Source organism: Acidobacterium sp. FHG110202_01 (assembly GCF_059115305.1).
In genome coordinates, this window is sequence record NZ_JBZYWJ010000003.1 from 48,080 (window position 1) to 67,512 (window position 19,433).

The window sequence follows — 19,433 nt, forward strand, 5'->3', positions numbered from 1 at the left end:
AAAGAGTTACCATTTCATGGCCAGTTGCCTAATCTGGAGACACGAAAATGAATAAACCCAGTGCCAGCAGCGAAGCCGTAGGTCTCCGGAGCCGGAGCGCCAATCCGCGTCACAGTAATGGCCGCGGAACTACCGAGCCGTCCGCCGACCTTGGAGTCATTTTGACCTGCCTCCAGCGCATGCAGGAGGGCGATTTTTCAGTCCGGCTACCGGGTTCATGGACAGGTCTGCCCGGAAAAATCGCGGATACCTTCAACGACATTGTTGCGGCGAATGAGCAGATGGCAGTCGAGCTCAAGCGCGTCGGCCAGGCCGTCGGCAAAAAAGGCCGCATTCGCGAACGCACCCGCTTCCGCGAACAGCAGGGAGCCTGGGGTGAAATGGAGACATCGATCAATACCCTCGTCGACGATCTCCTGCGCCCAACCACGGAAGTCACGCGTGCCATCGCCGCAGTCGCGCAGGGAAATCTCAGCGAAACTGTCCGCCTTGATGTCGACGGCCGCCCGCTCGAAGGTGAGTTCCTGCGCTCGGCAAACATCGTCAACAAGATGATCCAGCAGCTTGGCGTCTTCACCTCGGAGGTCACGCGCGTAGCACGCGAGGTGGGCACTGACGGCAAGCTCGGCGGGCAGGCGGCGGTCCCGGGAGTGGCAGGCACATGGAAAGACCTCACCGACTCCGTCAACTTGATGGCCAGCAACCTTACCAGCCAGGTGCGCAACATCGCCGAAGTGGCGACCGCCGTCGCCAGCGGTGACCTTTCCCGTAAGATCACCGTCGATGTGCGCGGTGAAATTCTTCAGCTCAAAGAAGCCATCAACTCCATGGTCGACCAGCTGCGCTCCTTCGCCTCGGAAGTGACGCGCGTCGCGCGCGAAGTCGGCACTGACGGCAAACTTGGCGGCCAGGCCGTCGTCCCAGGTGTTGCCGGAACATGGAAGGACCTCACCGATTCGGTCAACGCCATGGCCGGAAACCTAACAGCACAAGTCCGCAACATCGCCGAAGTCACGACAGCTGTCGCGAGCGGCGATCTCTCGCGCAAAATCACCGTCGATGTGCGCGGTGAAATTCTTCAACTTAAAGAAACCATCAACACGATGGTCGATCAGCTGAACGCCTTCGCCGGCGAAGTGACGCGCGTGGCCCGCGAGGTCGGCACCGAAGGAAAGCTCGGCGGACAAGCAAATGTCCCCGGCGTTGCAGGCACATGGAAGGACCTTACTGACAATGTGAATTTCATGGCCAGCAACCTCACCGGCCAGGTGCGCAACATTGCCGAAGTGGCGACCGCCATCGCTAATGGCGACCTTTCCCGCAAGATCACCGTCGATGTGCGCGGTGAAATCCTGCAGCTCAAGGAAACGCTGAACACGATGGTGGATCAGCTCAACCGCTTCGCCGGCGAAGTGACGCGCGTGGCGCGCGAAGTCGGCACTGAAGGACGTCTCGGAGGACAGGCGAACGTCCCCGGCGTTGCAGGCACATGGAAAGACCTTACCGATTCGGTCAACTCTATGGCCGGCAACCTGACCGCGCAGGTCCGCAACATCGCCGAAGTCACAACAGCTGTGGCTCGCGGCGACCTCTCGCGCAAGATTACCGTCGATGTCCGTGGCGAAATTCTTCAGCTCAAAGAAACCATCAACACGATGGTCGACCAGCTCAACGCCTTCGCCGGCGAAGTGACGCGCGTGGCGCGCGAAGTCGGCACCGAAGGAAAATTGGGCGGACAAGCGCAGGTGCCGGGCGTCGCAGGCACATGGAAAGACCTCACCGACAACGTAAATTTCATGGCCGGCAACCTGACCGCGCAGGTCCGCAACATCGCCGAAGTCGCAACTGCCGTGGCCCGCGGTGACCTGTCGCGCAAGATTACCGTCGACGTCCGTGGCGAAATTCTGGAACTCAAAAATACCCTCAACACGATGGTCGACCAGCTCAATGCCTTCGCGAGCGAGGTAACGCGCGTAGCGCGCGAAGTCGGCACAGAAGGGCGCCTTGGCGGACAGGCCACAGTACCCGGAGTCGCAGGCACATGGAAGGGACTCACCGACAACGTCAACTCCATGGCCAGCAACCTGACCAACCAGGTACGCAATATCGCTGAAGTATCGACGGCCATTGCCAACGGTGATCTTTCTAAGAAGATCACCGTCAACGTCAGTGGTGAAATTCTGCTGCTCAAGGAAACCATCAACACGATGGTTGACCAGCTCAATGCCTTCGCCGGCGAAGTGACGCGCGTGGCGCGCGAAGTCGGCAGCGAAGGGCGTCTTGGAGGGCAGGCAAGTGTGCCGGGAGTCGCGGGCACATGGAAGGACCTCACTGATTCGGTCAATTCCATGGCCGGCAATCTGACCGCTCAGGTCCGCAATATCGCCGAAGTTACAACTGCAGTTGCCCGCGGCGACCTGTCACGCAAGATCACCGTCGATGTGAAGGGCGAAATCCTCGAGCTCAAAGACACCATCAACACAATGGTCGACCAGCTCAACGCCTTTGCCGCCGAAGTGACGCGCGTCGGCCGCGAAGTAGGAACCGAGGGCAAGCTGGGCGGGCAGGCGCAGGTGCCGGGCGTTGCCGGCATCTGGAAAGACCTCACCGACAACGTTAACGTCATGGCCGCGAACCTGACCGCTCAGGTGCGCGGCATCGTAAAAGTCGTGACAGCTGTTGCCAATGGCGTCCTGACACAAAAGCTCACCGTAAACGCCAAAGGCGAGGTTGCCGCGCTGGCTGAGACCATCAATAGCATGACGGATACGCTGGCTACCTTTGCCGATCAGGTGACAACCGTTGCGCGCGAAGTGGGTGTCGAAGGCCGCCTCGGTGGACAGGCCAACGTGCCCGGCGCCTCCGGAACATGGAAAGACCTGGTCGACAACGTAAACCTGCTCGCAGATAACCTGACCAACCAGGTACGCGCTATTGCGGAAGTTGCGACTGCCGTGACCAAGGGTGACCTGACGCGTTCCATTCAGGTTGAAGCCAGAGGTGAAGTCTCCGAGCTCAAAGACAATATCAACACCATGATTAACAACTTGCGCCTCACTACCGAGCGCAATACTGAGCAGGACTGGCTCAAGACAAACCTCGCGCGCTTCACCGGCATGCTCCAGGGCCAGCGCGATCTCACCACAGTCGGCCGCATGTTGCTCTCCGAGCTGGCCCCCCTGGTGAATGCGCAGCAGGGCTTGATCTATCAGATGGATTCGGAAGAGTCCAGTGCCATGGTGCTGCTCTCGGCCTATGCCAGCAATGCAGATGGTCATCTGGAACGCATCCAGATTGGAGAAGGACTGATCGGACAATGCGCGGTTGAGAAGCACCGCATGCTGATCTCCGACCTTCCGCAGCACGCAACCCCAATTCGCTCCGGATTATTTACAGCTGTCCCCAGAAATGTAATCGTGCTGCCCATCCTCTTTGAGGACCGCGTAAAAGCAGTCATCGAACTGGCTTCGCTGAACGCATTCACCACATCTCACCTCGCATTCCTCGAGCAGCTCACCGCCAGCATCGGCATTGTTCTGAACAGTATCGAAGCAACGATGCAGACCGAAGCCCTGCTGAAACAGTCGCAGCAACTGGCAACAGAGCTCCAGTCGCAGCAGAAAGAGCTGCAGCAGACCAACGAGCAGCTCGCGCAGAAGGCGCAGCAGCTTGCCGAGCAGAACGTGGAAGTCGAGCGCAAGAACGATGAAATTGAGCAGGCGCGCAGGGCCCTTGAAGAAAAAGCCAAGGAGCTCGCGCTTACTTCCAAATACAAATCAGAATTCCTCGCCAACATGTCGCATGAGCTACGCACACCTCTGAACAGCATCCTCGTTCTGGGCCAGCAGCTCACTGACAATCCAGACGGCAACCTTACTCCCAAGCAGATCGAATTTGCCCGTATCATTCATGGCGCCGGCACCGACCTGCTGAACCTCATCAGCGACATTCTCGACCTCTCGAAGATCGAATCCGGCACCGTCTCCATTGAAGCTGAAGAAGTCATTTTCGCCAGCCTTCTTGAAGTCATCGCGCGCCCATTCAGGCATGAGGCGGAAAACAGAAAGCTCTCCTTCAGCCTGCACACAGACTCCCATCTCAGCCGAAGCCTGGTGACAGATTCGAAGCGCCTGCAGCAGGTCCTAAAAAATCTTCTCTCCAATGCCTTCAAGTTCACCGAACTGGGCGGCGTGCGCTTATCGGTATTCAAGGCAGGGACAGGATGGAGCAGGAATCACCCCATTCTCAGCAATGCCGGCTCCGTGGTGGCGTTCGAGGTCGCTGATACAGGAATCGGCATTCTGCCGGAAAAACAGAAGATCATCTTCGAGGCCTTCCAGCAGGCCGATGCCGGCACAAGCCGCAAGTATGGCGGCACGGGCCTGGGCCTCGCCATCAGCCGCGAACTCGCAACCTTATTAGGCGGCGAAATCCAGCTGCGCAGCATCCCAGGACAAGGCAGCACTTTCACGCTCTATCTGCCGCAGACTTACGTTGCCCCGTCAAGCTCAATCGCGTCTACCATGGAAGCCTTCCTGCCTGTCTCTTCTGCCGGCCTGCAGTTCACGAGCGCTTCGCTCGTGGAAACTCCGACAGAAGAGATTGAGGATGACCGTAATCGTGTTGAAGCAGGCGATGCAATCCTGCTGATCGTCGAAGACGATCCCCAATACGTCCGCGTTCTTTGCGATATCGCCCGCGAGCTCGACTTCAAGGTCCTGGTCGCATCGCGCGGCGCAGAGGCCCTTGCTCTGGCGCGCGAATTTCATCCCAGCGCGGTGTCGCTCGACGTATTTTTGCCCGACATGCTTGGATGGACCGTGCTGAATCATCTGAAACAGGACCCGTCCCTACGCCACATCCCGGTTCAGATGCTTACCTCGGACGACGATCGCCACCATGGGCTGTCGCGCGGCGCCTTCACATTTGTGACCAAGCCGGCGAACCGGCAGGACCTTGAAGAAGCCCTGCGGAGGCTCAAGGAATTCTCTGCCCTGCAGCACAAACGGCTTTTGATTGTCGAGGACAATCCCGCGGAACAGTTCACCATTCAGGAACTGCTTGGCCACGATGACATTGAGATCAGTATCGCATCGAGTGGCGCCGAAGCCCTCGCTGCGGTTACCACCCAGCCACTGGATTGTGTCGTGCTTGATCTCCGACTGCCGGATATGACAGGCTTTGAAGTATTGGAGCGTTTAGGCGATACCCCATCCCTGAGCGATCTGCCTGTTGTAGTCTTTACCGGAAAAGAATTGTCTCTCGATGAAGATGCAAGGCTGCACACGCTGGCCCGGAGCGTTGTCGTAAAGGATGTAGAATCGCCGGAACGGCTGTTGGACGAAACAGCTTTGTTCCTCCATCGGACGGTCGCTAACCTTCCTCCAGAAAAGCAGAGGATGCTCGACCGACTGCACCGCTCTGATGAGGCGCTGATTGGCAAAAAAGTGCTGGTCGTCGATGACGACGTCCGCAACATCTTCGCGTTGAGCAGCGTTCTTGAAAGGCGGAGCATGAGCGTGCTTACCGCCAGCACCGGACGTGAGGCGATCGCAACCCTTGAGTCCACGCCCGATCTGGCGATTGTGTTGATGGACATCATGATGCCGGAGATGGATGGATACGAAACCATGCAGGTAATTCGCCAGAATCCGGCATTTCACAGGCTCCCCATCATCGCCCTGACTGCCAAGGCAATGAAGGGAGACCGCGAAAAATGTCTTGAGGCTGGAGCTTCAGAGTATCTGGCAAAGCCGGTGAACACCGAGCAGCTCCTGGCCGCACTTCGTATGTGGCTCCACCGATAAGGATATCTTTATGTCTGTGAATGGCTGGAACTCCGAAGAAGGCCTGGAACAACTGCACCACGGCAACGAGAAGGTCAACATCCTTCTTGTCGATGACCAGCCCGCAAAACTGCTCAGCTATGAGACCATCCTCGACGAGCTGGGAGAAAATCTCATCAAAGCCTCTTCCGGAACCGAGGCATTGCAGGTCCTGTTGAAGAACGATGTCGCCGTCGTGCTGACAGACGTCAGCATGCCGGGCATCAATGGCTTTGAACTGGCCGACATGATGCGCCAGCATCCTAGGTTTGAAAAAACCGCGATCCTCTTCATCTCTGCCATTCATCTCTCTGACGTTGATCGCATCAAGGGCTATCAGCGGGGCGCCGTCGATTACATTTCTGTTCCCGTTATTCCTGAAGTTCTGCGCGCCAAGGTCGGAGTCTTCGCTGAACTGCACCGCAAGCGGCGTCAGCTCGAAACCTTGAATCGTGACCTCGAGCAGCGGGTCACAGAACGGACCGAAGAGTTAAGAGAGCGTGCAGATCTGCTCGATCTGGCCACGGAAGCCATCATTGTCCGTGACATGAATGGGCTGGTCCGGTTCTGGAATTCCGGTGCAGAGGTCTTATATGGATGGGGCCGTGAAGAGATCATCGGTATGGACCTTCACCAGATACTCGGGACTCAATTTCCAGTCCCGTTCGATGACGTTGAATCGACATTTCTCAAAACAGGAAGATGGGACGGACACCTTGTACAGCGCACGCGCGACGGCCGTGAAATTACGGTTGCCTGCCAGAAAGCTCTAAAAAGAGACGTAACCGGATCTCCATCAGCAATTCTAGAGATCAGCCGCGACATGACTGCAACTCTCAAAGCCGAGCAGGCATTGCGGAATTCCGAAAAACTTGCCGCCATGGGCAGGGTCGCAGGCATCATCGCGCACGAGATCAACAATCCGCTCGAAGCAATCCTCAATATCTTTCACCTGTTGCGCCATCATTCATCTCTCGATGCACAAGCCATGGAGTACGCGAGCATGGCAGAGGGAGAGCTGCTCCGTATGGCGCACATCGTGAAACACACGTTGAGCTTCTACCGCGAATCGCAACAGCCTATTTCTGTTTCGATCGCGGACGTGCTGGAAAATGTACTCGAGCTGCAGTCCCGAAATATACATACACAGGGAATCGTGCTCGAAAAACATCTCCTTGCCGATGCCGTTGTCCAAGGATTTCCCGGAGAGCTGCGACAAGTCTTCATGAATCTTGTCGTGAATGCCATTCAGGCGATGCCGCATGGAGGGCGGCTGCGAGTCAGCGTGCGCAAGCTTACCGATTCCAGAACGCGCGCTCCCTGGGTGTCCGTTTCTGTGTGCGACACTGGCACAGGCGTGAAGCCTGAGCATGCGAAGCAGTTGTTTGATCCGTTCTTCACTACAAAATCCACTAAGGGCACTGGTCTGGGGCTCTGGATCAGCAGAGGCATCATTCAAAAATACGATGGCTCCATTCGTTTTCGAAGTGTCAGACAGGCAGATGGTTTCACGACATGCTTCCGCGTTCTGCTTCCGGGACAAACCTCTGCGAAGAAACTGAGCATAGCCAATACCTACAGCTACGCCAGCTAAATCAGAGCGAACCACCAAAAGCTGCAGTACTCCCTATCAATCGATTCAGCGAAAATACGTCGGGCCCGCCAGGGTTCATGTGATACCGTTCTTTACATTAAGAATCCCCCGATCACATCTTTTGGAGGACGGCTGGCTTGGCACTCACAATTACAGGTCTATCCAAGACCTACCCCAACGGAGTAAAGGCTCTCAAGAATCTCTCCCTCAGCATTGGCAATCACATGTTCGGTCTTCTTGGTCCTAATGGAGCTGGCAAAAGCACGCTCATGCGGACCGTTGCTACTCTCCAGGATCCCGACTCAGGCGCTATCGATCTCGATGGCATCAATGTCCTGGCGCAGAAAGACGAAGTACGCAAGATTCTCGGCTATCTCCCGCAGGAGTTCGGCGTCTATCCCAAGCTCTCCGCACTCGACATGCTTCACCACCTCGCCGTCCTGAAAGGCATTACTAACAAGACCGAGCGCACGCAAATGGTTGAGGCATTGCTGAAGCAGACCAACCTCTGGGACTCCCGCAAGAAAGCCCTCAGCACCTACTCCGGCGGAATGAAGCAGCGGTTTGGCATCGCGCAGGCGCTGCTTGCCAATCCCAGACTCATTATTGTGGACGAGCCAACTGCTGGACTCGATCCGGCTGAGCGCAACCGCTTCCTCAACCTGCTAAGCTCCATCGGCTCAAATGTCACCGTGATTCTCTCTACGCATATCGTTGAAGACGTGCGTGAACTCTGCCCCCGCATGGCCATCATTTCGAATGGAGAGCTTCTCCTCGAAGGCGCCCCCTCAGAAGCTCTGGACTCTCTAAACGGAAAGATATGGTCGAAAGTCGTCGCTACAGACGATGAGTTGCGTGCTCTCGAGACTTCTTTCAATGTCATCTCCACGCATCTCATAGGCGGCCAGCATGAAGTTCGCGTCTATGCAGATTCAAGCCCGGGAGACGGATTCCGATCCGTAGAGTCCGGCCTTGAAGATGTCTACTTCATCAACCTCGCCCGCCAGGCGAAGAACTAACCCGGACATAGGAGAAAAACTATATGACTATGTTCTGGGAGTTCTTTACTTTCGAACTTAAGTTCCGCTTCAAGAGCATCTCTACTTACGTCTACTTCCTGCTCTGGTTCACGTACAGTTTTCTCTCCATTGCCAGTGAGAGCTTCGGGCCAATCGGCAACAGCAACGGCAAGATTCTGCTCAACGGCCCCTATGCAAACATCTACAATGACATCGCCATCAGCTTCTTCGGCATCATTGTCATCGCGGCCATCTTCGGCACTTCCATCCTGCGCGATTTCCAGCGCGACACTATCCAGATGCTCTTCACCAAGCCCGTTCCAAAGTTCGCCTATCTGGGCGGACGCTGGGCCGGCTCCTTCATAGCCACAGTCTTTGCCTTCTCCGGCCTGCTGTTTGGCGAGTTCTTCGGCACCTTCGCACCATGGGCCGACCACACCCGCATCGCGCCCAATCATCTCTCCTGGTATCTGCAGCCATTTTTCTCGATCGTTGTCTTCCAGATATTCTTTCTCGGCTCACTCTTCTTTCTTATCGCCGCGCTCTCGCGCAAAATCTTCATCGTTTACCTGCAGGGCGTAGCCATCTTCATGCTGTACCTCATCGGCGCCAATGCCTTCAGCGCTACGCGGTCACTCGAGCATTTCTGGTCCGGCATCCTCGACCCTGTGGGCTTCCTCTACAGCGACGCCATCAGCCGCTACTGGACTGTCGTCGAGCGCAATTCGCAGCTCTTCTCCTGGTCGATCCACGCAGCCTCCGGCGTCTTCCTCTATAACCGTCTTCTCTGGGGTTCGATCGGCATACTCGCGCTTCTGGTTCTCTGGAAGCTCTTTCCTATGTCCGTCGAAACACTCACGGCTGTTTCCAGCGGCAAGCGGGCAGCTCTGGCCCGCGAGCAGGACATTTCTGAAACCAGATCGCGCAGCCTGGTCGGCGCACGCCTTCCGCTGGTCCATCAGATTTTTGGCTCCGCAACTACGCTCGCGCAGCTCTTCTCGCTCACGCGCCTGCGCATTTCAAACATTCTGCGTGAAGTGCCCTTCTGGGGAATTCTCATTCTCATGGCTGGAGTGGCCATCAACAACGGCTATTTTGCCGGGCGCATTGCCGACCAGAATGTCTGGCCGGTCACTTACCTCATGTTGCAAGCCGTGGAAGGCGGCGCAGCGCTCTTCTTCTACATTGTTGCAACTTTATATGCCGCGGAACTCATCTGGCGCGAACGTGATACTCGCTTCTCCGGCATCCACGATGCCCTGCCGATCAGTGAAGTCACCGACTGGTTCTCCAAGCTCTTTGCCATCTGCTTTGTTGAGTTCGTTCTGCTTGCCGTCGCAGCCCTCTGCGGCATTCTCATGCAGACCATTGCGGGCTATCACCACTACGAGCTTCTCCAGTACTTCAAGGAGCTCTATCTCGTGACCTTCCCGCAGGTTCTTATCTTCGTTCTGCTCGCGCTCTTTATCCAGACTGTAGTTCCTAACAAATTCATTGGACACGGCATCGTCATCGGCATATTCGTAATTACGCCTATCCTCTATAGCTTCGGATGGGAAAATACTCTCTACCTCTTCGGAAACACGCCGCCTTACACCTACTCCGACATGAACGGCTACGGACACTTCGTGCCCGCGCTCTTCTGGTCCATCACTTACTGGCTCTCGATAGCAGCTGTCCTCGCTGTCATCTCCGTCGCGCTCGCGCGCCGTGGCTCCGATGATAACTGGGCTGCGCGCTTTCGTCTTGCCCGCCACCGCGCTCCGCATCTTCTGCCGGTTGCGATCATATTTCTTCTACTCGCCATCGGCAGCGGTGTCTGGTATTACTACAACGCTCACGTTCTGAATGAATACCTCACCGCAAAAGCGCGGCGCGATATCCAGGCCGGCTACGAACGCGACTTCAAGAAGTACGAGAACCTTCCCCAGCCTAAGATCATTGCCGTCGATTCCAACATCGATATCTATCCGGAACACCGCTCCTTCAGCGGCAGCGGCCACTTCGTTCTACAGAACAAGACAGCGCAGCCCATCAATCAGATACACATTACCGACCAGATGCAGTCGATATCGAATGTCCACTTCAGCCACGCATTCCATGTCGTCTCTTCCAGCCCGCGCGATCTCTACTCCATCTATCAGCTCGAAACTCCGCTTGCGCCCGGCGACAAGCTCGACATGACCTTCAACGTCGGCTACACCAGCCGCGGCTTCAAGGACGGCAACGAGCGCCCGGAACTTGCCTATTCAGGAACATTCTTTGACTCCAGCTACTTCCCCACCATTGGCTATGACAATAGCATCGAGCTTGGCGACCCGCGCCGTCGCCGCGAAGAACATCTCCCCGAGCAGGAGCTTCTTCCGCAGCGCGGCGACTCGGTCGGAAGCGTGACCAATCTCTTTACGCCTCACTCCGACTGGATCACCTATCGCACCACGGTCAGCACCTCCGATTCCGATTCGGAAGGCAAGCCTCAGATCGCACTCTCTCCCGGCTACCTCACGCGCGAATGGCACGCCAATGGGCGCCACTATTTCTCCTATGACATGGGCGCTGTCAGAACCCTCGACTTCTACGCCTTTGTCTCTGCCCGCTACGACGTGAAGCGCGAGATGTACAAGGGAGTTGAAAACCCAATCTCAATCGAGGTCTACCACATCCCCACGCATCCTTATGACGTGGACGATATGATCGCCTCTTCCAAGGCAGGCCTCGCCTATTACGAAAAGAACTTCAGCCCCTTCCAATTCCGCCAGTACCGCATCCTTGAATTTCCGCGGTACCGCACTTTTGCACAATCCTTCCCCAACACGGTTCCATTCTCTGAAGGTATCGGCTTCATCACTCGTGTAGAGAAGCCGATCGACATCGACTTCGCTTATTTCGTCACCGCGCATGAGCTCGGCCATCAGTGGTGGGCGCATCAACTTATCGGCGCGCGCGTTGAAGGCTCCAACATGCTCTCGGAAACGCTCGCCGAATACTCTGCTCTCATGGTGATGCAGCAGAAATATGGCCGCGACAACATGCGACGATTCCTCAAGCACGAGCTTGACCGTTACCTGCGCGGGCGCGCCGGAGAGATCCGCAAAGAACGCCCGGTCGTCCTCGTCCAGAACGAGCCCTATGTCTGGTATCAGAAGGGCGGCCAGGTCATGTACACGCTCGCCGACTACATCGGCGAAGACAAGGTCAACCTCGCCCTGCATAACTTCCTCATGCACTACCGCTACGCCAATGCAACTGACTCACAGTCCGGTCCCTACCCCGATACGCGCCAGTTCATCGACGCCCTCCGTGCGCAGACTCCCGCCGACCTGCAGTACTACATCACAGACGCATTCGAAAACATCGTTCTCTATGACAACAAGGTGGTTTCCGCCACTGTCACGCCTACGCCTGACCACAAATACAAGGTCACGCTCGTCGTTCAGGCGCGCAAAGTCAAATCGGATGGCAGCGGCAATGAATCGCCTATGCCGCTCAATGATCTGATCGATATCGGCATCTTTACCGGCAAGAAAGATGAAGAGAAGCCGCTTTATCTTGAGAAGACACGTATTTCGCAACCCAGTCAGACATTTGAAATTGTCGTAGACAAGATGCCCACGCGCGCAGGCATCGATCCCTACAACAAACTCATCGACCGCAATTCAGACGACAACCTGATTGACGTCACCAATCATTGAGGAACTACTTATACTCCGCGGCAAAGGCATCCGTCGCGTGGTTCATCTCCTCTGGAGTAACAGCGCGCGGGTATAGGAGCACTCTGTACCGGAAGGTCGCAGTCTGATCCTTCTCGATGCTGTAGTTAAGAGCAGGCTGCTTTGTATCGAAGATTTTCTGCCCTAAAGGATTCGCCGCAAACAAGCCATAGCCGCGCGCATGCCAGTAGGTCGGATACCCGGGGTTGCCCGGATGATCGAGAATGGCAATCGAAACCGTCTTACCGTCTTTGGAGCCGGTCAACGTGCACCAGCGCCCGCGAGTGCTCCACACCGCATCACCGCGCTTTCCTTCGCTGGTCAGATAGATTCCACTCGCGCCCGGAGAACCCGAGCCGGCAACTTTCGTCGTGTTGCCGTTCGCATCGGTGAATTCGCCGCCCTTTTCCGTCGGCGATTCCAGCCAGCTCGCCACGCGGATGCCAAGCATCCCTTCCTTGTCGTCGTTGAAGACGACATGATCGAGTGCCTTCAGTGTCGTAACCTGATCGATGACGCGCGCATCGCCCTGCACGGCGAAGACATATCGCGTCGTATCATCCAGAATCTTCTCACCTGTTCCGGTGACCCATACTGATTCGACGACCAGTTCACCAGCATCGTGCCCGCTTTTTGCAGAAAGGATTTTCTCCTGATAGATCGAACCCATCTTGCTGCGGTTCTCAGGCTTGATCGCATCGGAATTATTCCAGAAATCAAATCCGTTCACGTTGCCATAGTTAAACCACATTCCCGCATGGTGCGGGTGATCGACGCGCTCGCCCGCATGCGGAGTCAGCGGGTATCCGCGCGTGACCACAGTCCCACCTGGAGCAATCAAAGGAAACAGAACAGGCTTTTTAAGCGAGGTGGGCCACATATAGGTAGTGAACGGTTCGCCGTCAATTGTGATATCGACACGCCTCTCTGCCTCGTTCGGCGTTACCTGCACGCGCTCCTTCAGCTCCTTTGCGATGACCCTTCCGCTAAACCCTGAGAGAACCAGCAATGAACAAACAACCAGCGCGGAACCTTTAGCCAGCATACGGCTTGCCTCCGACCATCACTTTCTCTGTCTTATCGTCGAAGGTGACTTTTTCTCCGGTCTGGATTGCGGCAACGTTCATGCAGAGCGCGACGGAATGGCTGTAGCCCGCGTCAATGCTGGCGTTCGGTGTTTTCCGCGAGCGGACACACTCCATCCAGTTGCGCATATTCGCTGAAGTCATCGGATCTCCGTGAGTGTCCGCTGAGGTATCCACCTTCTGCGATTCATCCCCCAGAGAAAAGGTCTGCAGCAGGTCTTCTTTCATTCCCATCTCTGCGGCTGCTTTTGCATGCAGGCCACCCTCAGGGGTCACACGCTGCGTATCCATATCAAGCATCCCGCCAACGGAGTAATAGAGCTCTTTCACGCCGCCAGCCGAGTTCGTCTGCCGCGATGTATACAGGACCTGGAAACCCTTTGAAAGATCATCCGGCGGACCATAGTCAAAAACGGCAGTCATCGTGTCCCAGTTCTTGCGTCCATCCCTCCACGCATAAATGCCGCCATTCGCCACCACGCTGCGCGGATGCGGATACCCGCTGAACCAATGCACAGTATCAATCTGGTGGACGAGCCATTGATCGGGGATGCCCGAGGAGTAAGGCCAGAAGAGGCGGAACTCGAGATACTTCCGCGCATTGAACGGCTCATAGGGCCGGTTCATCAGATAGCGCTTCCAGTCCGTGTCTTCTTCCTTCAGCAGCGGCACAAGCTCGGGCCGCCGCCAGCGCCCAGGCTGATTGACGTTCCACGTCATCTCGACCATCACGATGTCACCGAACTTGCCGGACTTGATGTATTCAGCAGCCTTCTGATAGCTCGGCGTGCTGCGGCGCTGTGTACCCACCTGCACAATCTTGCCCGTCTTCTTGACCGCATCGCGAAATGCCTTCGCATCCGCCATCGTGTGCGCCGTCGGCTTCTCCACATAAGCATCGCGGCCGGCATGGACTGCTTCCACGCCATGCATGGCATGCTGGAAATCAGCCGTCGCAACCAGCACAGCATCCACATCCTTGCGCTCATACAGTTCGTCGTTGTTGCGCACAGCCGTAATGGAACTGCCGCACAGTTTCTGGATATACGCAACGCCATCTTCGCGCTGCTTTTTCCAGATATCGGAAACGGCAACAAATTCGAAATTCATGTCCTTCGCATTCTGATGGAAGGCCGGGATCAGTGCGCCTTTCATGCGGTCTCCGCAGCCCACAACTCCTACACCAACGCGGTCATTCGCGCCGATCACACGCGCATAGCTCTTTGCGCTCCATGAGACGGCCGCTCCTGCCAGGGCGGCCCCACTCATCTTCAGGAAGTCTCTACGATTGCTGTCCTCTACTGTCATGGCTCACCTGTGCTTTGAATTCAGAACGTAAGTTTCACAGCGCCCTGAAAAACCCGAGCGCCATACGAGTTGAGTGTAGATGTGATCTGGCCAAAGGTCGACGACACCAGCGAACTGCTCGACCCCAGATAGCCACTGCCGCTGCCGGGAGCCGCGAACGCCGGATGATTCAGCACGTTGAAGGCCTCGATGCGCAGATTCAGGGCCAGCCTTTCATGCAACGGGAAGGTCCGGCTTACTTCACTGTCGAACTGGAAGTAGCCTGGACCGCGATATGCAAATCGCCCGGAATTACCGAACGTGCCGGTAGAATTCTGCGTGAATGAGGATGCATTTATCCACGACCGGTTTCCTCCGTTGGAACTCGATTGCGTGATCTTCTTATGCGTGTAAACATCTCCTGGCTTCACGTTAGGCCGGTCGTTGCCGACATCTGTAAGTGAATTATCAATGCCGGAAGTCACTGTGAATGGCGAGCCATCCTGAATGTGAATGAGCGGAGCAAGCTGCCAGTTATTCGCGAGCGCAGCCTTCCATCCACTCAAAGGAAATTTGCTCGACACAACCATCGTGGTATTGAAGACGTTACGGAAATCAAAACCGCAATTCGACTGGTCTCCCTTGATGTTGGCTGGGTTCTGCACCGTTGTGCCCGCAATATCTCCTGGATTGTCTTCAATGTCGATACAGTGCGACCACGTATAGTTCGCGAGAAAGCTGAAGTTGGACGAGAGACGATGTTGGATCGACGCTACAAGTCCGTCGTAAAAAGCATTCGCACCTGATGCGACAAGAATCGAACCACCGCCGCCACCTGCATATCCAGGACCTGCTGTTGGATTCTGCAAAGCCAGATAGAAGCGCGAAGCCTGATTACCGGTGGTTGAACATGGCCCGCTCCCGCATGTGCCTGGAATGTAGACCGCTGGATTCAGCGGATACCCATATCCGTTAAAGCTTGTCTTCGATCCGATGTAATCAAGCTGGAATTGCCATCCGTGCGGAAGCTCCTGCTGCATGCTCGCCGTCCACTGAACCGTGTAGGGTGGATGAAAATGTTTCGGCAGAACAATATATTGCGACTGCTTCGCAAATGTCGTTGATGCAGGCGGCTTGAAAGGCAAAGGAAAAGGATTGCCCGGCGTACTGCCGTTCGACCATGGACTGCTGAAGCTCAGCGGAACTCCCTGAGGAACATTCGAGATAGCAGTTGCATAAGGCGGATTCTGGTTTACGCGCTGCGCTGTAAAGAAGTTCGGCTCATCATACACAATCGCTGAGCCTGCGCGAAATACCGTCTTGCCCTGGCCCGTTGGATCAAACGTGATGCCGATGCGTGGAGAAAACTGCCATGGCGAGTTCTGCGTAAATGCCTCCGGCACTCCGGCGTCGCCATAATAAAAGCTCCCTGCCGGAGCATTCGGAAATACATTGCTCTGAGTATTGCTGAGAAACGATGCCATGTCGAAGGTAGAGCCGCGATGGAAATAATCCACCGGAACAAACTCAGGGTCCCAGCGCACGCCGGCAGACAACACAAACCGCTGCGTCACATGATACGTGTCCTGAATGTAGAGGCTCGGGATCGGCGCACGCAGTGCATTCTGCTGCGCCTTGCTCTGCTGGTAAGTATTCAGCGCTCCCATCAGAAAATCGAGATTCGCATCCGCGCCTGTGCCTCCCGGGCTGTTCCCCGCAGGCCCTTTCTGGCTGTAGACACCGCTGATTCCGAAATTCCCATTCGACTCATAAAGATTGCTGATGTTCAGCTGCGAACGGACGAACTCGCCTCCGAATGCAAGCTGATGCTTGCCCAGCACCATGTTCACATCATCCGCAAAAGAGAATGTGTTCACATTGAAATGCGCCGCCGCACATGTACCGCAGTAGGTGCTCCACTTGTTCGTAACCGTCAGTTCCAGGAAATTATCGGCGGGCGCATACGAGTCGATTCCGATTGTGCCTGGCCCGATTCCTTCTGAAGCAGCACCACGGTTGTTGCGCCGCCTCGTTGCCGTTGCATGAAATGAATTCACAAAATGTGAATTGATCACCCATGTCTCGCCGATCGTCAGCCCCTGCGCGCGCTCAAGATTTCCCGGAAGCGTTGTGATCAGTACATTGGTCGGAGAAAAATACGCAGGGTTCGAATAGTCGTCGTAAAAGTACCGCCCGTACAGGCTATGCTTCGCATTGATGGTCGCGTCGATGCGACCGACAATCTGGTCTTCTGTCTGCAGCGAAGGAATTGCATACGTCACCAGCCCGCAGTCGTTCGTGGCCTGAGGCAGATACTGCATCAGCTTCAGCGAGCTTGCGTTGAACTGTGATGGATCAATCTGATTATTCGGCAGCACCTCTCCAGTTAAAGGATTCAGCAGCTGAATCGCCTTGCCGCTCGATTGGCAGGCCGCGCTTTCCGTTGCAGAAAAATCCCCACGAAGGTTCGCTGCAGTAGGTACATAAGCCTGAGTCGAAGCCTGTGTCTGCGCCGCCCTCAGGTGCTGATATCCGCCGAAGAAAAACAGCTTGTCGCGAATGATCTTGCCACCCAGTGTCCCACCATACTGGTTCTGGTGCAGAGTATCTTTGCTCGTCGAGAAGAAGTTGGTCGCGTCGATAAAGTTATTGCGGATGAACTCAAATGCAGACCCATGCCAGTCATTCGATCCCGAACGCGTCACCACGTTGACCAGCCCCCCCGGATGCAGCCCGCTCTGCGCTCCCAGCGACGATGTCTCCACGCTGAACTGGCTCACCGCATCTGGAAAAGGAAATGGAAGATTGACATTGGTCATGTAATCGTTGTGGTCGCCGCCATCCAGACGATAGTCCGTCGCATTGCCCATTCCGCCACCGACTGAAACCACCACGGAGCTGAAAAATGTCTTGCTTCCCTGAACGTCGCTGCCTTCGTTCGCATTCGCAGAGCCGCCTGACAATGTAATCAGCGAAGTCACCTGGCGTCCATTCAGAGGCAGCTCCGTAATCGTTTTCTGATCAATCGTCTGCTTAAACGAAGGGTCTTCTGTTTGCAGGGCCATGCTGCTGGCTTGAACCACAACCCTCTGGTCCGTTGTGCCCACAGACAGAGGCACATTGACAGCGATGCTGCTTCCTACCTCAAGCACAATGTGCGACTGCGTATAATGCTGAAACCCCTGCGCCGACACATCAAGGTTATAGACCCCGATGGGGGTATTCGGAAAGCTATAGAGCCCATCCGCACCGGTCGTTGTTTTGTGCTGCACTCCCGTTGAGTCATCAGTAATTGTCACAACGCCGCCCTGAACAACCGCACCCGTTTGATCCGTAAGTGTGCCTTGAATATTTCCCGTACCAGCAGTTTGCGCGAACAAGGGCACGGAGATCAGAAGCATACAACTCACACAGGCACTGTACAGACTTATTTTTCTAGAATGACGTAAACACACTTCGAGCCTCCAAAATGCCCGTAAAGGTCCGACCTCTCTTTATGAGCGGAAACAGTGTGGTGACGAGAACTCAGAACTGTCAAGAACAAACTTTTGAAGGCTGGTTAAGCAGCACTTTCGCTATACGAGGCCTCGAGAAAAAAGGCACCCACTCCACCTGTATAAGGTGGATCATAAGCATATTATTTACATGTAGATAAGTGTGTGCTCTATGGCTATGCTTAAGAAGCCGAAAACGATTGAGCCCCTAGTCCCAAAGGAAAAGCTCCTACCGTTAAAGGGGACGTGGCCAAATCGCAGACCCGCGCCACATAGTCAAGCAGCGAACGTATCTGATAATGAAACCGGGAAGATATAGTGGTTAGACCTTAGCATCTATTCACAAATAAAAAAATGAAGCCGAATCGGTGTTCCGCGAACATACTATCTCAATGTCAATTGTTTATCGACCAGGAGTTACACGCCAAGGAAGTCAGTAGACAACTGACCTCGATGCTTCCTTTGATAGAAAAAGGCCTCAGCGCCGGACCAACCACATAAGCCAGCTGGCGGCGATCACGATCCCGACAAATAAGGCCCAGCAATAGAGCCCATAACGGACCATTGCCTTTGGCGCCGTGCGCTGTGTAATCCCGAAGACCACCGAGGCGAAAGTAGCAAAGAGCAGGACGGAAGAAAAATGTGAGAGCACTAACATGCCGGCTTCCTGCCAATATAAAGGTTGTGCGCGTCCACCGCAGAGATGACATTCAACAGCCCGGCAACCACGATGAACTTCGTCCCGTAATCTGCTGTGGCAATCTGCACCGCGCCATGTCCAAGGTCCATGACGCGCCCAAGGAGGTAGAGCGCGCCACCGCCAAGATCACCGGCAAACCCGAGCATCTCCAACATGTCACCAGTGTTTGCCTGATAGAGTTTCCCCTGCATCAACAGCCCGAGGACAAACATGGCGATAATCGAGACGAAGAGAAGCACCGCACGAATCCAATGCTTGGTGAGCACATGCCCAAGGCCTGGAATCAGCCATCCAAGAATGAGCGCAGTGTACAGAAAACCGGGAGTCTTCGCCTCCGGCTTAGAGTTTACCTGGACTTTCGAAGCCATTATTTAAGACTATACAGCAGCAGAAGTAGCTCTTTCCGCTGGATAAAGAACTCGTGCCACAGGCAGGAAAATCTTGATATCATAAACAGGTAAGTCTCCCACCTTGCAGGCGCGTAGCTCAGTTGGTTAGAGCGCTACCTTGACACGGTAGAGGTCAGCGGTTCGAATCCGCTCGTGCCTACCATATCCTTCTATTACTTAGCTCCATCTCCCTCTCTTGTCGATACTCCAAATTGCTCCGGTTAGACCACTATCTCCTTGATAAATAGGCGGTTTAGAGATGATCCAATTGGAGGTAGACATTAATTAAACGTTGATTTCGGGAATGGAAGTATCAATCTCTTCTGAAAG

General features: G+C 55.3%; 9 protein-coding genes and 1 tRNA gene. 5 read left to right on the plus strand and 5 right to left on the minus strand.

The genetic code is table 11. The annotated features are described in order from the left end of the window. The first annotated feature begins 47 nt into the window (after positions 1 to 47). The 4 genes from AC5S16_RS06585 to AC5S16_RS06600 all read left to right on the plus strand — a co-directional run bounded on the left by AC5S16_RS06585 (position 48) and on the right by AC5S16_RS06600 (position 12,130). On the plus strand, positions 48 to 5,807 hold the full coding sequence (locus tag AC5S16_RS06585; RefSeq protein WP_493929243.1) for a HAMP domain-containing protein: 5,760 nt from the start codon (positions 48 to 50) through the stop codon (positions 5,805 to 5,807). 10 nt (positions 5,808 to 5,817) lie between these two features. After that, on the plus strand, positions 5,818 to 7,419 hold the full coding sequence (locus tag AC5S16_RS06590) for an ATP-binding response regulator (RefSeq protein WP_493929244.1): 1,602 nt from the start codon (positions 5,818 to 5,820) through the stop codon (positions 7,417 to 7,419). 137 nt (positions 7,420 to 7,556) lie between these two features. Then, entirely contained in the window at positions 7,557 to 8,438 is an 882-nt protein-coding gene (locus AC5S16_RS06595) for an ABC transporter ATP-binding protein (protein ID WP_493929245.1), read from the plus strand. Positions 8,439 to 8,461: 23 nt separating this feature from the next. After that, a complete protein-coding gene (locus AC5S16_RS06600) occupies positions 8,462 to 12,130 on the plus strand; it encodes an ABC transporter permease (RefSeq protein ID WP_493929246.1) in 3,669 nt (1,222 codons plus the stop codon). A gap of 4 nt (positions 12,131 to 12,134) precedes the next feature. On the opposite strand, the gene AC5S16_RS06605 is transcribed toward AC5S16_RS06600, so the two are convergent. The 5 genes from AC5S16_RS06605 to AC5S16_RS06625 form a co-directional block, all read right to left on the minus strand. Continuing rightward, complete coding sequence (locus AC5S16_RS06605) at positions 12,135 to 13,193, minus strand: DUF6807 domain-containing protein (protein WP_493929247.1); 1,059 nt, start codon at positions 13,191 to 13,193, stop codon at positions 12,135 to 12,137. Further along, positions 13,183 to 14,541 carry a Gfo/Idh/MocA family oxidoreductase gene (locus AC5S16_RS06610; RefSeq protein ID WP_493929248.1) on the minus strand — a complete coding sequence of 453 codons (1,359 nt, stop codon included), beginning with the start codon at positions 14,539 to 14,541 and terminating at the stop codon, positions 13,183 to 13,185. Before AC5S16_RS06610 ends, AC5S16_RS06605 begins: the two co-directional genes overlap by 11 nt. Positions 14,542 to 14,561: 20 nt before the next feature. Beyond that, complete coding sequence (locus AC5S16_RS06615; RefSeq protein WP_493929249.1) at positions 14,562 to 17,921, minus strand: TonB-dependent receptor; 3,360 nt, start codon at positions 17,919 to 17,921, stop codon at positions 14,562 to 14,564. A 571-nt stretch (positions 17,922 to 18,492) separates the two neighbouring features. Further along, positions 18,493 to 18,672, minus strand: a complete 180-nt coding sequence (locus tag AC5S16_RS06620) for a hypothetical protein (RefSeq protein WP_493929250.1) — start codon at positions 18,670 to 18,672, stop codon at positions 18,493 to 18,495. Next, complete coding sequence (locus AC5S16_RS06625) at positions 18,666 to 19,082, minus strand: DUF6677 family protein (protein ID WP_493929251.1); 417 nt, start codon at positions 19,080 to 19,082, stop codon at positions 18,666 to 18,668. The genes AC5S16_RS06620 and AC5S16_RS06625 overlap by 7 nt, the downstream gene beginning before the upstream one ends. Before the next feature lie 107 nt (positions 19,083 to 19,189). Between AC5S16_RS06625 and AC5S16_RS06630 the strand changes: the two genes are divergently transcribed. Beyond that, a tRNA-Val gene (locus AC5S16_RS06630) sits at positions 19,190 to 19,266 on the plus strand. The last annotated feature ends 167 nt before the right edge of the window (positions 19,267 to 19,433 follow it).